The organism is Pseudomonas sp. L5B5, from assembly GCF_020520285.1.
GTDB lineage: Bacteria > Pseudomonadota > Gammaproteobacteria > Pseudomonadales > Pseudomonadaceae > Aquipseudomonas.
The window spans coordinates 492,960-507,671 of the sequence record NZ_CP084742.1 but is presented as its reverse complement, the minus strand read 5'-3'; the positions used below and the strand labels follow the sequence as shown (position 1 = coordinate 507,671).

At 64.5% G+C, this 14,712-nt stretch carries 12 protein-coding genes and 1 pseudogene; 10 read left to right on the top strand and 3 right to left on the bottom strand.

Features of this window, described 5'->3' with window-relative positions:
- From LGQ10_RS02275 to LGQ10_RS02255, 5 genes and pseudogenes are all read left to right on the top strand, one after another.
- Nucleotides 1-1,074, top strand: coding sequence for a microcin C ABC transporter permease YejB (locus LGQ10_RS02275; RefSeq protein WP_226524548.1), 1,074 nt, complete (start codon nucleotides 1-3; stop codon nucleotides 1,072-1,074).
- A 1-nt stretch (nucleotide 1,075) separates the two neighbouring features.
- On the top strand, nucleotides 1,076-2,095 hold the full coding sequence (locus tag LGQ10_RS02270) for an ABC transporter permease (RefSeq protein WP_226524547.1): 1,020 nt from the start codon (nucleotides 1,076-1,078) through the stop codon (nucleotides 2,093-2,095).
- Nucleotide 2,096: 1 nt separating this feature from the next.
- Complete coding sequence (locus tag LGQ10_RS02265) at nucleotides 2,097-3,707, top strand: ABC transporter ATP-binding protein (protein WP_226524546.1); 1,611 nt, start codon at nucleotides 2,097-2,099, stop codon at nucleotides 3,705-3,707.
- Between the two features lie 130 nt (nucleotides 3,708-3,837).
- Nucleotides 3,838-3,969 (top strand): annotated as a pseudogene (locus tag LGQ10_RS02260) (SDR family oxidoreductase); the annotation flags it as partial.
- Between the two features lie 96 nt (nucleotides 3,970-4,065).
- On the top strand, nucleotides 4,066-4,953 hold the full coding sequence (locus LGQ10_RS02255; RefSeq protein WP_226524545.1) for a hypothetical protein: 888 nt from the start codon (nucleotides 4,066-4,068) through the stop codon (nucleotides 4,951-4,953).
- Between the two features lie 35 nt (nucleotides 4,954-4,988).
- On the opposite strand, the gene LGQ10_RS02250 is transcribed toward LGQ10_RS02255, so the two are convergent.
- Both LGQ10_RS02250 and LGQ10_RS02245 read right to left on the bottom strand, forming a co-directional pair.
- Nucleotides 4,989-5,957: a sensor domain-containing diguanylate cyclase gene (locus LGQ10_RS02250; RefSeq protein ID WP_226524544.1), complete on the bottom strand. Its 969-nt coding sequence runs from the start codon at nucleotides 5,955-5,957 to the stop codon at nucleotides 4,989-4,991.
- Nucleotides 5,958-6,084: 127 nt separating this feature from the next.
- Nucleotides 6,085-8,172, bottom strand: coding sequence for an EAL domain-containing protein (locus tag LGQ10_RS02245; protein ID WP_226524543.1), 2,088 nt, complete (start codon nucleotides 8,170-8,172; stop codon nucleotides 6,085-6,087).
- A gap of 325 nt (nucleotides 8,173-8,497) precedes the next feature.
- Between LGQ10_RS02245 and LGQ10_RS02240 the strand changes: the two genes are divergently transcribed.
- The 5 genes from LGQ10_RS02240 to LGQ10_RS02220 all read left to right on the top strand — a co-directional run bounded on the left by LGQ10_RS02240 (nucleotide 8,498) and on the right by LGQ10_RS02220 (nucleotide 14,067).
- A complete protein-coding gene (locus tag LGQ10_RS02240) occupies nucleotides 8,498-9,031 on the top strand; it encodes a sigma-70 family RNA polymerase sigma factor (RefSeq protein WP_226524542.1) in 534 nt (177 codons plus the stop codon).
- 3 nt (nucleotides 9,032-9,034) lie between these two features.
- Complete coding sequence (locus tag LGQ10_RS02235; protein ID WP_226524541.1) at nucleotides 9,035-10,012, top strand: FecR domain-containing protein; 978 nt, start codon at nucleotides 9,035-9,037, stop codon at nucleotides 10,010-10,012.
- A gap of 98 nt (nucleotides 10,013-10,110) precedes the next feature.
- A complete protein-coding gene (locus LGQ10_RS02230; RefSeq protein WP_226524540.1) occupies nucleotides 10,111-12,579 on the top strand; it encodes a TonB-dependent siderophore receptor in 2,469 nt (822 codons plus the stop codon).
- An 84-nt stretch (nucleotides 12,580-12,663) separates the two neighbouring features.
- Nucleotides 12,664-13,167: a VOC family protein gene (locus LGQ10_RS02225; protein ID WP_226524539.1), complete on the top strand. Its 504-nt coding sequence runs from the start codon at nucleotides 12,664-12,666 to the stop codon at nucleotides 13,165-13,167.
- 48 nt (nucleotides 13,168-13,215) lie between these two features.
- Nucleotides 13,216-14,067 (top strand): AraC family transcriptional regulator, encoded by an 852-nt coding sequence (locus LGQ10_RS02220; protein ID WP_226524538.1) that lies wholly within the window; start codon nucleotides 13,216-13,218, stop codon nucleotides 14,065-14,067.
- On the opposite strand, the gene LGQ10_RS02215 is transcribed toward LGQ10_RS02220, so the two are convergent.
- Nucleotides 14,042-14,626: a LysE family translocator gene (locus tag LGQ10_RS02215; protein ID WP_058434594.1), complete on the bottom strand. Its 585-nt coding sequence runs from the start codon at nucleotides 14,624-14,626 to the stop codon at nucleotides 14,042-14,044. The two genes, LGQ10_RS02220 and LGQ10_RS02215, sit on opposite strands and share 26 nt — an antisense overlap.
- Nucleotides 14,627-14,712: the final 86 nt, after the last annotated feature.

The window sequence follows — 14,712 nt, the reverse complement described above, 5'->3', positions numbered from 1 at the left end:
ATGCTCGCCTATATCGTTCGTCGCCTGTTGCTGATCATCCCGACCCTGCTGGGCATCCTCTTGATCAACTTCGTGATCATCCAGGCGGCTCCCGGTGGCCCGGTCGAACAAATGATCGCCAAGCTCGAAGGCTTCGAGGGCGCCACCAGCCGCATCGCCGGCGGCGGCGCCGAAGTCTCGGTGGCCGGCTCCAGCTACCGTGGCGCCCAGGGCCTGGACCCGGCCCTGATCAAGGAAATCGAGCACATGTACGGTTTCGACAAGTCGGCGCCGGAACGCTTGTGGATCATGATCAAGAACTACGCCACCCTGGATTTCGGCGACAGTTTCTTCCGCGATGCCAAGGTAGTGGACCTGATCAAGGAGAAGATGCCCGTGTCCATCTCCCTCGGGCTGTGGAGCACGCTGATCATGTACCTGGTATCGATCCCCCTGGGGATCGCCAAGGCCACTCGCCACGGCAGCCACTTCGATGTCTGGACCAGCTCGGCGATCATCGTCGGCTACGCGATCCCGGCGTTCCTGTTCGCCATCCTGCTGATCGTGGTTTTCGCCGGCGGCAGCTACCTCAACTGGTTTCCCCTGCGCGGCCTGACATCCAGCGACTTCGAGCAACTGAGCCTGGGGCGCAAGATCCTCGACTACTTCTGGCACCTGGCACTGCCGGTCACGGCCCTGGTGATCGGCCACTTCGCCACCATGACCCTGCTGACCAAGAACAGCTTCCTCGACGAGATCAACAAGCAATACGTGATCACCGCCAAGGCCAAGGGTCTGACCCAGCACCGAGTGCTCTACGGCCACGTCTTTCGCAATGCAATGCTGCTGGTGATCGCCGGCTTCCCCGCCGCCTTCATCGGCATCTTCTTCACCGGTTCCTTGTTGGTGGAGGTGATCTTTTCCCTGGACGGCCTGGGCCTGATGAGCTTCGAGGCAGCGATCAACCGCGACTATCCGGTGGTGTTCGGCACCTTGTTCATCTTCACCCTGCTGGGCCTGGTGGTGAAGCTGATCGGCGACCTGACCTACACCCTGGTGGACCCACGCATCGACTTCGACAGCCGGGAGCATTGAGATGAACCTGTCCCCCCTCAATCGTCGACGTTTCGAGCGTTTCAAGGCCAACAAGCGCGGCTGGTGGTCGCTGTGGCTGTTCCTGGTGCTGTTCATCCTGAGCCTGGGCGCCGAGCTGATCGCCAACGACAAGCCGCTGGTGGTGCACTACGACGACGGCTGGTACTTCCCGGCGCTCAAGCGCTATCCGGAGACCACCTTCGGCGGTGAATTCCCCCTGGAAGCCAACTACAAGAGCCCCTATATCCGCGAGCTGCTGGCCCAGAAGAACGCCTGGGTGCTCTGGGCGCCGATCCCCTTCAGCTACCAGAGCATCAACTACGACCTGCGGGTACCGGCCCCGGCGCCCCCATCAGCAGACAACCTGCTGGGCACCGACGACCAGGGCCGCGACGTCCTGGCCCGGGTCATCTACGGTTTTCGAGTGTCGGTGCTGTTCGCCCTGACCCTGACCATCCTCAGCTCGATCATCGGGGTCATCGCCGGAGCCCTGCAAGGCTTCTACGGCGGCTGGGTGGACCTGGCAGGCCAGCGTTTCCTGGAGATGTGGTCCGGGTTGCCAGTGCTCTACCTGCTGATCATCCTCGCCAGCTTCGTGCAGCCCAACTTCTGGTGGCTACTGGGGATCATGTTGCTGTTCTCCTGGATGAGCCTGGTGGACGTGGTGCGTGCCGAGTTCCTGCGGGGGCGCAACCTGGAGTACGTGCGCGCCGCCCGCGCCCTGGGCATGAAGAACGGCGCCATCATGTTCCGCCACATCCTGCCCAACGCCATGGTCTCCACCATGACCTTCATGCCATTCATCCTCACCGGCGCCATCGGCACCCTCACCGCCCTGGACTTCCTCGGCTTCGGCCTGCCACCCGGCGCGCCGTCCCTGGGCGAACTGGTGGCCCAGGGCAAATCCAACCTGCAGGCGCCCTGGCTGGGCATCAGCGCCTTCGCCGTGCTGGCGCTGATGCTGAGCCTGCTGGTGTTCATCGGCGAGTCCGCCCGCGATGCCTTCGACCCGAGGAAATGACATGACCCAGGACAACCTGATCGAAGTCCGCGACCTGGCCGTCGAATTCGTCGCCGGCGAGCACCGGCAACGGGTGGTGGAAGGCATCAGCTTCGACATCAAGCGGGGCGAGACCCTGGCCCTGGTGGGCGAAAGCGGCTCGGGCAAATCGGTCACCGCCCATTCCATCCTGCGGCTGCTGCCCTACCCGCTGGCGCGACACCCCTCGGGCACCATCAACTACTCGGGGCACGACCTGCTGACCCTGAAGGAAAAGAGCATCCGGCATATCCGTGGCAACCGCATCGCCATGATCTTCCAGGAGCCCATGACCTCGCTGAACCCGCTGCACAACATCGAGAAGCAGATCAACGAAGTGCTGGGCATCCACAAGGGCTTGAGCGGCAAGGTCGCCACCCGGCGCACCCTGGAGCTGCTGGATCTGGTGGGCATCCCCGAGCCGCGCAAGCGCCTCAAGGCCCTGCCCCATGAACTGTCCGGGGGCCAGCGCCAGCGCGTGATGATCGCCATGGCCCTGGCCTGCGAACCGGAGCTGCTGATCGCCGACGAGCCCACTACGGCCCTGGACGTCACCGTGCAACTGAAGATCCTCGAGTTGCTCAAGCAGTTGCAGGCGCGCCTGGGCATGGCCCTGTTGCTGATCAGCCATGACCTGAACCTGGTGCGCCGGATCGCCCACAGGGTCTGCGTGATGCAAAAGGGCCGGATCGTCGAACAGGCCCCCTGCGAGGAGCTGTTCCGCGCCCCGCAGCACCCCTACACCCGTGAACTGCTGGCCGCCGAGCCCAGCGGCCTGCCCGCGGGCAACCCGGTCGGCGCGCCCTTGCTGGAAGTGGACAACCTCAAGGTCTGGTTCCCCATCAGGAAAGGCCTGCTGCGCCGCACCGTGGACCACGTCAAGGCGGTGGACGGCATCCACTTCAGCCTGCCCCAGGGCCAGACCCTGGGCATCGTCGGTGAGAGCGGTTCGGGCAAGTCGACCCTGGGCCTGGCGATCCTGCGGTTGATCGCCAGCAAGGGCGGCATTCGTTTCGAAGGCCGGCAGCTGGACAGCCTGACCCAGCAACAGGTACGGCCGCTGCGCCGGGAAATGCAGGTGGTGTTCCAGGACCCCTTCGGCAGCCTCAGCCCACGCATGAGCGTGAGCCAGATCGTTGGCGAAGGCTTGCGCATCCACGGAATCGGCGATGAGCAGGAGCAGGAGCTGGCCATCATCGAGGCGCTCAGGGAGGTTGGCCTGGACCCGGAGACACGGCACCGCTATCCCCATGAGTTCTCCGGCGGCCAGCGCCAGCGCATCGCCATTGCCCGAGCCCTGGTGCTCAAGCCGCGGCTGATCCTCCTGGACGAACCGACCTCGGCCCTGGACCGTACCGTCCAGCGCCAGGTGGTGGAACTGCTGCGCAAGCTGCAGAGCAAGTACAACCTGACCTACCTGTTCATCAGCCATGACCTGGCGGTGGTCAAGGCCCTGAGCCACCAGCTGATGGTGATCAAGCACGGCCAGGTGGTTGAACAGGGCGACGCGCGGGCCATCTTCGACGCGCCGCAACACCCTTACACACGACAACTGCTGGAAGCCGCCTTCCTGGTTCCGGCAAGCGCCGAATAAACTGAAACAGGAATCGCAACATATGGGTTTTCTCGCAAGCAAGCGTGTCCTGATCGGCGGTGTCGCTGCCGCCACGCACGGTGAAGGCGCCGAGCCGGCACTCACCTATCAGAACGAAAAACTCAAGGGCCGGGCCGTATCCGCCGGCCCGCCCCGCACCCTGGCGGCCTCGGGAATCAAGAACTTACGCAAGGTGCTGGCAGCCAACGAAGCCCAGCCCCCACTGAGACGCAACGTCACCATCGAAGAAGTCGGCAACTCCACCACCATGGCCAACCTCGACAAGTGATTTCCGGTGCTGGCGAGGGTGCTCGCGCCGTCGCCCCACCCGCCCCCCTGTTCATTGGAAAAGTAGAGCATGAAGCTGTGCTATCTGTTGCTCCCGCTGATTCTGGCCGGCTGCGACACCCCTCAAGATACAGCCCCGAACAAGACCCAGAGCAACAGCACCAACCTTCACATCCCTTTAGGGGCGCCGGTTGTCGAGTTCCTTGAAAAGAGCCCGGTGAGTTTTACCGCCGACTGCCTGGATGCGGTCAACCTGTGCTGGTATGAGGCCGATCGCCAGGGAGCGCTCCTCGACCTGAGCCTCTCCCAGCCCGAGGGCACTCTTGAACTGGATCGGGTGGCCGGCCTGCAGATTGCCGTTGACGGCAATACCTCAACGCACATCCAGGCCCTGAACATCGACCTTCGCGGCCTGCCGGACAACAGCACCCACAAGGCCAACAAGGAGTTGATCTATAGCCTGCTCGGGAAGTTGAAGCGCGCGGGATGGCAAAGGTACTACTTCCCCAGCGATCCACGAATATCCGCTGTCGAGCTGAACAAACTGGACTGGAAAGAAAGCCTCCTGGGTACCCATCCCCTGAGCCACCCGCTGTTCGACGCCAACCATGAAATGAGCCTTGAAGAGTGGCTGGGCGTTCGTATGTTTTATGACTGGTATCTCTATCACGGCGACTATATTGCGCACGTCCGAGTCTTGCGCAGAGACTCGAAGGACACCCCACGGGAAACCGGCGTCTACCTGCTAAACCTGAACCTCATCGCCCTGGACACGTTCTGGACAACCGATTTTCCAGAGGCACAAAGAGCTCAATGGAAAACCTTGTTCCCTGCGCATTTGAGACAACTGCTGCAACGTCGTTCAGAGGCTGAAACCCGAGCCAGGGCCGTCGGGGTGAACATCGAGGAAGGCTATTGCCCACCACTCATGGAGCGTGGCGCAGTTAGCTGCAACTGACTCGCACCATGGTGGGGGCTGGCCTGTCGCAACGCTCAACGAGCCCGCTTGCCCGCCTGCTTTTGCAGGTACATGGCCTTGTCGGCGTCAGCCAGCAAGGCCTCCACCTCCGGATGACGCTCGGGGTTGTATTCGATCTGGCCGACACTGAAGCGAATATCGTAGCCGCGCTTCAAGGTGGCATTGCGTTCGTCGAGGATCTCGCGCAATCGGCCCATGATGTTCGACGTTTCCACATGATCGGCAGCCGTCAGCAGGGCAACGAATTCATCGCCGCCCAGGCGGCCGATCACATCACTCTCGCGAAACGCGATGCGCAGCACATCGGCAAAGGTCTTCAGCGCACCGTCACCTTCGGCATGGCCATAGGTGTCGTTGATCTGCTTGAAATCATTGAGGTCGAAAAACAGCAGGGTCGCCGGTTTCTCCAGGCGCCTGCAGACACCCAGTGCGTGGCGGGCGAGGGCCTCGAACCCGCGGCGATTGGACAGCAGGGTCAGCTCGTCCATGCTGGCCATCTGCACCGCCGCCAGTTCCTGCTCGGCCATGCGCGCCAGATCGCGCAACAGCGCCCGCTCCTCGTCGTCCAGGTCCCGGGGCTTGACGTCGATCAGGCACAAGGTGCCCAGCGTGCTGCCGTTGGCCACGGTCAGCGGGCAGCCGGCGTAGAAGCGGATACCCGGATCACCCACCACCAGCGGATTGTCATGGAAGCGCTCGTCCTGCACGGCATCGCACACCGTGAGGATCTGGTCACCGAGGATCGCATGCCCGCAAAACGAGATGTCCCGCGCCGTCTCGCTGGCCTCCAGGCCCATGCAGGACTTGAACCACTGGCGGTCGCCATCCACCAGGCTGACCAGGGCGATCGGCACGTTGAACAGGCGCTTGGCGAGGCGGGTCAGGCGGTCGAAACGCTCCTCCGGTGGAGTGTCGAGGACATTGAGCGCCCGCAGGGTCTGGATCCTCAGGGCCTCATTGTTGGGTTTGCTTGGGTACAACATCGCTGACTCCATTCGCGGCTAAGACATCAAGCGTAGTCCAAAATACCCTCTGCCTGGACACACCGCGCCGGCCGTTGCCCCCAGGGGCCGGGGCATGGGACTCCAGGCCCGGGATCGCCGCGCCGGTTCAGCCGTTGTCGGCCATCGAGCTGGCCTGGGCCCGCTGGCTGACGAACCCGGGCATCTGCTCGCCAGGCAGCGACTTGCTGTAGTACCAGCCCTGGATCACCAGTTCCGAACTCGACTGCAGGAACTCCAGTTGCTCGCGGGTCTCCACTCCCTCCACCACGACCTTGAGCCCCAGGGTCTCGCAAAAACGCAGCAGGCCACTGAGCACCAACGCTCCCCTGGGGTCATGCTGGGCGAGCACGAAACTGCGATCGATCTTGATCCCATCCACCGAGAACTGGTGCAGGTAGCTCAAGGCCGAAAACCCGGTACCGAAATCATCGATGTAGATCTGCGCCCCGAGGGCGTGCAGTTGCTCGATCCAGCGCTGGGTCAGCAGCGCATCCCCCACGAGCGCATCCTCGGTGATCTCCACCGACACTGCGCCATTGGCGCGGGCCAGGATGTCCAGCAAGCGCCGGCCATGCTCCGCCGAGGCAAGGGTGGCGCTGGAGATGTTGATGGTGATCGGCAGTTCGAAACCGCCTTGGCGCCATGCCTGGTACTGGCGTACCGCCTGGGAGGCAACCCAGAAATCCACCTCGGGCATCAATCCGGCCTGGCCCAGCCACTGCAGCAGCTCCCAGGGCAGACGTACCTGGCCATCGCGGTCGCGGGCCCGTATCAAGGCCTCGCAACCGATGCAGCGGCCACTGTCCTTGGCCACCTGGGGCTGGTATTCCAGATGAAAGTCGTACTCGCTCAGTTGCTGGATCCGTGCCAGTTGCAGCGACTGCTGAGCCGCCTGTTTGTAGGAGGCCACCATCGGGTCCAGTTCGAACAGTCGGCCACGCTCCTCCAGGCCGCGAAAAGTGGTGTCGAAAGTCTTCAAGTAAACCTCTGCGTCACCCTCGCCCTGGCCGTGGAAGTTGCGGATGTAGGGCACGTAGATCAAGGTGCCGACGCCCAGCAGCACCAGTTGCAGGAGCACCGCGCCCCAGTCGCCCTGGGTGCTGAGATAGGCGTTGAGCAACACCGGCGAGGTAAAGGGCACTTCCACCAGCGCCGCGCTCACCCAGCCCAGTTGCACCACCAGCAACGCCAGGCTGACATTGACCACGGGCACCAGCATGAAGGGCACCAACAGTCTCGGGTTGAGGATGATCGGCAGGCCGAACAGCAGCAGTTCGTTGACGTTGAACAGCGACAGCGCCAGGCTCGCCAGGGCCAGTAGGCGCATCGAGCGATTGCGCGTGCCCCCCAGGATCGCCAGCACCAGCGCCAGGGAGCCGCCGGACCCGCCGATGAAGGCGAAACAGCCCAGCAGGCCACTGTTGAGGGCATAACGCAGTGGTCGCCCGGCAGCCTGATCGGCGGCATTGAGTTCAACCGCGCGGTCCATCACTTCCATGAACGGCTGCATGGCATGGGTGCCATGGATGCCGAAGAACCACAGCAGCGAGTTGCTCAGGGTCAGCGCCAGCGCATTGACATAGGGATTGCCCAGGTTCTCCAGATCCATCGGATACTGGACATAGGCGAAATCCTGGACCTGCAACAGCAGTTGCAGGATCGCTATCAGCAGCAGCGATGTGAGGATCCCCGGCACCACCATGTTGATGGTGCCCTTGAGATTGTGCCCCACCAGGTCTTCGTCCAGCAGTCGGGTCCAGCGCCGGCGGTGCAGCCAGGCCATGATCGGTACATTGACCAGGGGCGAGGCGATGGCGATGAACAGCACGAAGGTGGCCGCCGCCAGGGGGTAGTCGCGCAGGAGGAAAGTGGCGATCACCACATAGGACAAGCACAGGAAGGCCACCGGCAACTGCGGCAGACGGTATTGAATCGCCAGCATGTAACCGATGGAGGCTGCCACCAGCAGCGGGATGATCGAGCTGATCCGGTCGTGCAGGCCGGTCAGCAGCTGCACCAGGCCCACCGGCGCACCCAGCGCCTGGGCACATTGCGCGAGCATCAGCAGCAAGGCCGACAGCAGCAGGCATGGCAATAGCCAGAGCAGGCCTTCACGGATCGAACGCAGGGATTCGGCACCCGCCAGGAGCGCCAGACGGTGGGTGAAAAACAGCTTGAATCGCGGCTGGCGCATCAGCTTCTCCCCCCTTGCAGTCACTGCCTGCCTGATACCACCAGGCGCATCCTGCCCCTTCCGACCCGGCGCTGCGGCGCTTCGTCGCGGCCAGGACTGACAGCGAAGATACCACTTAAGAAACCCCTTCCAGCAAGCACTGAATGGCCAGCCCCGCGAACTTTTATCGCCCGGGTCGCGCCAGGCTTGGCTGCCATTTCGGCCAGGCGCTCACACAGCGCCCATGGTGGCGCGGCGGCTCGATATCGTTTGCAGGGGCCAGGGGCTTTTGTTTTAATCGCGATCAATTCCCATTTACACCCAGCTCGCCACCGGATGCCGCCCCTTGTCCTCCACCCCTCCCGCCAGCCCTGTCTCGGTTCACAGCCTCTATGACGCCCATCACCACTGGCTCTACGAGATGTTGCGACGACGCCTGAACCACGCCTGGGATGCCGCTGACCTGGCCCACGACATTTTTGTCCGGGTGCTCAAGCGTCCGCCCGAACTGCACGACGAGGTGCACCAGCGTTCCTACCTGGCCACCGTGGCCCGCGGCCTGTGCATCGACCACTGGCGGCGCCGGCAACTGGAACAGGCCTGGCAACAGGCTTTGGCGGCGCATCCCCAGGCAGTGCAACCGTCCCCGGAACAACGGGCGATCATTGTCGAGACCCTGCACGAAGTGGACGCCATGCTCAGCCGCCTGCCGGCCAAGGTGCGCGCGGCCTTCCTCCTGGCGCAACTGCACGGCCGGCCCTACAAGGCGATTGCCGAGGAACTGGGGGTGTCGGAGCGCATGGTCAAGAAATACCTGGCCCAGGCGCTGCTGCATTGCGCGCTCCTGGAAGCCGAGCTCGACGGCCTGCTGGTGGAGTGAGCCATGGACCAGCAACCCGGCGGCCGCCTCAGCCACGCCAGCCTGCAACAGGCCGCGCACTGGTACGTGCAATTGCAGGACCAGGCCAGCAGCGACGAACAACGTCACCAATGGCAGGCCTGGATCGAGCAAAGCGCGGAACACCGCCAGGCCTGGAGTTATGTCGAGCGGGTCAGCCAGCGCCTGCTGCCATTGCAGGAGGCCAGCACGCGCCCATGCGCCAGCCGTGCCTTGAACAGCACTCGGCGCCCGACCCTGGCACGGCGCCAGGTACTCGGTGCGCTGCTGCTGGCCGGCCTGGGCTGGGGCGCCTGGCGCAGCACCCCACTGCCCCAGGCCCTGAACCGCTGGCGCGCGGACTACGCCACCGGCACCGGAGAAGTTCGCGACACCCTGCTCAGCGACGGCACACGCCTGTGGCTCAATGCCCTGAGCGCCGTGGATGTGCGCTACGGCGCCGAGCAGCGACTGCTGGCGTTGCGCCTGGGCGAAATCCTCATCGACACCGCCAAGGACCCTCGGCGGCCATTCCTGGTAGAGACCGAGCACGGTCGCCTGCGCGCCCTGGGCACCCGCTTCAGCGTGCGCTGCGACGCCAGCGACAGCCAGCTCAATGTGTATGCCGGCGCGGTGGAAGTACGCAGCGCCGATGGCCTGCAGGTACAGGTGGTGAATGCCGGCCAGCAACTGCGTTTCGACCGCCAATCCCTGGGCCTGCTGCAGACCGCCAGCGCCGCTCGCGAAGCCTGGAGCCGTGGCCTGCTGCTGGCCGACAACCTGCCCCTGGCGCAACTGCTGGAGGACCTGGGGCGCTATCGCAGCGGCCACCTGGGTTGCGACCCGGCCATCGCCCACCTGCCGGTGATGGGCTCCTTCCCCCTGCACGACTCCGACCAGGCCCTGGCCCTGCTGGAAGCGGCGCTGCCGGTCCGGGTCAAGCGCCTGGCGTCCTGGTGGGTGACCCTGGAACCGCGCACCTGAGCCTGGCAACTTTTTTTCACCCGGCAGGTTCCCTTTTGGCGTTGGCGTTCGGTCAACCCGGTAACAGTCCTCACATTGCCGACCCCCAAGGGAACCCCATGCCATCACCCAGCCGTTCGCGCCTGCCCTTCCATACCCTGCCCCTGTGCACCGCGCTGCTGTGCATCGCCGCACCCTGGACCCACGCCGCGCCGGGTGCTGGCCAGAGCGAAGCCGTGCGCCATCACTACAGCATCGGACCCGGGTCGCTGGTCACGGTGCTCAACCGCTTCGCCGAGCAGAGCGCGGTATTCATTGCCGGGCACAACGACCTGGCGGCCGGCAAGCAGAGCCCAGGCCTGAACGGCAGCTACAGCGTCGCCGAGGCCCTGCAGCTGCTGCTGGCGAACTCCGGACTGCAGGCCCAGGCCGTCAGCGGCGGTTATGTGCTCAAGGCGCTTGTCGTCAACAGCGGCCCGCTGCAACTGGGCACCACACAGATTTCCACCCAGGGCCTGGGCAACGTCACCGAAGGCAGCCACAGCTACACCACCGGGGCCAGTGCCTCGGCCACCGGCCTCAACCTGTCGCTGCGCGAAACCCCGCAGACAGTGACGGTGATCACCCGTCAGCAAATGGACGACCAGGGCGCCACCAGCATCGCCGATACCCTGCGCCGAGCCCCCGGGGTCAGCGTGCAGAACTACGACAGCGAGCGCTGGGAGTTCTCCAGCCGTGGCCTGCCCATCACCAACTTCCAGTACGACGGGGTGAACGCCACCTACGATGGGGTCTACGACTACGGCACCACCAGCACCGACATGGCGACCTTCGACCGGGTGGAAATCATCAAGGGCGCCACCGGCCTGATGACCGGCTCCGGCGACCCGTCGGCCACCGTCAACCTGATCCGCAAGCGGCCGACCAAGGAGTTCAAGGCTTCGGTCACCGGCACCGTCGGCTCCTGGGACAACTACCGCAGCGAAGGGGACATTTCCGGCCCGCTGACCGAAACGGGCAGCCTGCGCGGCCGTTTTGTCGGGGTCTACCAGGACCGCAGCGCCCACCTCGACCATTACCAGAACACCAAGGACATCGCCTACGGCGTGCTGGAGGCGGACCTGACCCCGGACACCCTGCTGACCATCGGCCTGGACCAGCAGAACACGCGCTCGCGCGGCGCCACCTGGACCGGCTTCCCGATGTACTTCAGCAACGGTTCGCGGACCCACTTCTCCCGCTCGTTCAACCCGGCCACCGACTGGAGCCGCCGCGACTTCAAGAACCAGACCCTGTTCACCTCCGTGGAACAGCAACTGGCCCACGACTGGACCTTGAAGGTCAGCTACGACCACCTGCGCCGCCAGCATGACACCCTGCTGGGCTCGGCCAGCGGCGGCAACCCGGACCAGGCCGGCGGCAACGGCATGTTCATGTACATGGGCAAGTTCAAGGGCGAGCAGGTGCAGGACAACCTCGACATCAACCTGCACGGTCCCTTCAGCCTGTTCGGCCGCGAGCACGAGTTGATCGCCGGCTTCATGCTGATGAACGCCAAGCAGGACATCCCGGTCCACGGCTCGGTGTACCCGCCGGTGGGCGGCAGCATCTACGACTGGCGAGGCGAGTTCGCCAAGCCGGACATCCCGAAGATCGGCGACAACGACATCCTCCAGCGCCAGACCGGCGCCTACCTGGCCACCCGGCTCAAGCCCACCGACGACCTGGCGGTGATCCTCGGCACTCGGGTCAGCGACTTCAAGGGCATCGACAACACCCGCTACTTCGAACCCGGCCGCGCCGACGCCCGCCAGCGCTACCAGCAGACCGGGGTCGTCACCCCCTACGCCGGCCTGGTCTACGACCTCAACGGCAACTACTCGCTGTACACCAGCTACACCAGCATCTACCAGCCGCAGATGAGCAAGGACGTCGACGGCAAGATCCTCGACCCGGTGCAGGGCGACAGCTACGAAGCCGGGGTCAAGGCCGAATACCTGGACGGTCGGGTCAACGCCAGCCTCGCGGTGTTCCACACCGAACAGGACAACGTCGCGCAATTGGTGGACGGCTGGGGCATCGATGCGGTCTACCGTCCGACCAAGGGCGCGACCACCAAGGGCTTCGAAGTCGAGGTGGCTGGCGAACTGCTCGAAGGTTGGAACCTGTCTGCCGGCTACAGCTACAACCACACCCGCGACGCCAACCACGACTACGTCTACGGCTCGGTGCTGCAGACCACCGAACCGCAGCAAGTGGCACGGCTGTTCAGCACCTACCGCCTGCGCGGCGCGTGGGAGCGCCTGACGGTGGGCGGCGGGGTCAACTGGCAGAGCCAGTTCTTCGGCAAGGTGTACCGGCCCGACCCGAACGACACGGTCAATGGCGGGCATGACTCGCGCATCACCCAGGACGGTTACTTCCTGGTGGATGCCATGGCCCGCTATCAGTTCAGCCAGCACCTGAGTTCGACCCTGAACATCAAGAACCTCTTCGACAAGAAGTACTACACCGGCATCGGCAACTTCAGCACCGGCTTCTACGGCGAGCCACGCAGCCTGCAACTGGCCACCCGCTGGGACTTCTAGCCCGGGCCGATCCACGGTAGCCCGCCTCGGCAACGGGTTGACTACGCTTGTGCAAGCGTGATCAACCCGCAGAGGACCGACACCATGCAACGCATCCAGACCATCACCCCGTGCCTGTGGTTCGACCACCAGGCCCACGAGGCCGCGCAGTTCTACTGCTCGATCTTCGAGCACTCGCGCATCACCCACATCAGCCATTACGGCAAGGCCGGTTTTGAATTCCACGGCCGCGCCGAGGGATCGGTGATGAGCGTGGTGTTCGAGCTCGACGGCCAGGCTTTCACCGCCCTCAACGGCGGGCCGGCGTTCACCTTCAACGAGGCGATCTCCCTGCAGGTGCACTGCCGCACCCAGGCCGAGCTGGACCACTACTGGAATGCCCTGGGGTTCGGCGGGCCACCCGAGGCCCGGCAATGCGGCTGGCTCAAGGACCGCTTCGGCGTGTCCTGGCAGATCGTGCCCCAGGCCCTGGCACAGATGATGTGCGACCCCGACCCGAGTCGCTCGCAACGGGTGATGCAAGCCCTTTTGGGAATGCAGAAACTGGATATCCAGCGCCTGCAGCGCGCCTTCGATGGCCAGCCCTGAGCGATACCCCATACAATCGGCGACACCTTCGGCGACGGACTACCCCTGATGAAACCCGCCCTGCACAGCGACGCAGCTCCACGCTTCTGGCGCGACCCTGCCTTGCCGTTCATCGAGGCCCGCGCCATCGCCGATGGGCGCAAGATCTGTTATAGCCGCCATGCCCACCAGCAGTTCTCCATCGGCTGCATTACCGCAGGCCAGAGCACCTACCTGGGCGAACATGGGCAATCGCAGGTCGGCGTCGGCACCGTGGTCTTGATGAACCCCGGCGTCGTGCACGCCTGCAATCCCATCGACGACCAGCCCTGGTCCTACCTCATGCTGTATGTCGATACCCCCTGGCTGAGCGCCTTGCAGCACGAGCTGGGCTTCGATCCACAACAACCCTTTCGCCCCTTCGCGGCCACCTACTGCGACGACCCACAGCTGTTTGCCCAGCTCCAGGCGCTGTACCAGGTGCTGGTGGACCCGCAGGCCGACACCCTGCACAAGCACAGCAGCACCGTGGCGTTCTTTTGTGACCTGCACCAGCGCCTGAACCCGGCGGATCACCCGCCCCGGGGCAGCAACGCCAAGCTCGAACGAGCCGCCCACTACATCCGCGAGCACTGCACAGAACCCCTGGGGCTGGACGACATCTGCCAGGCCGCACAACTGTCGGCCTCCTACCTGATCCGGGCCTTCGGCCAGCAGTTCGGCATGCCACCCCATGCCTACCTGGTCAACCAGCGGGTGCAGTTCGCCCAGGCCCGCCTGCGTACAGGCGCACCGATCGCCGAGGTGGCCCTGGAAGCCGGCTTTGCCGACCAGGCGCATTTCCAGCGCGCCTTCAAGCAGCACCTGGCCGCCACCCCGGGGCAATACCAGGGTCTCAGGCAAGCAAGTACGCCGCGCTGAGCACCAGCAATGTCGCCATGCCACGGTTGAACAGGCGCATGCTCGAAGGGTTCTCCAGGTAGTGGCGCAGGCAGCTGCCGGCATAAGCCCAACAGGCGATGGACAGGTAGCAGATAACCAAATACACCGCGGCGAACAGCCACACCTGCCGCGTTTCGCCATCGCTGGCAAACACCCCCATGCCCGCCACGCACGCCAGCCACGCCTTGGGGTTGAGCCACTGCATCAACGCGCCGTACCAGGCAGAGGGCGCCCTGGCCTGGTCGTCGGCAGACACCTGGCCATCATCGCGGGCCAGCTTCCAGGCCATGTACAACAGGAACGCCACACCGAACAGGCGGATGCCCTGGGTCAGCACTGGCCATTGGCGCAGCAGCTCGTGCAGCCCAAGGCCGGTCAGCACCAGCAGCACGGTAAAACCCAGGGTCGCGCCACCGACGTGGCGCAGGCTGGCCCTGAAACCGAAACGGGCCCCGCTGCCCAGTGCCAGGATATTCACCGGCCCCGGGGTAATGGAGGCGGCCAGGGCAAAGGCCACCATGGAAAACACTACGCTCATCGCTTGCCTCTCAAGTCTGGGTCGGATCGACCGCACACAGGCTAAGGGGCAAGGACCGCGGCGTATTGAACAAAACAACCCTGCTT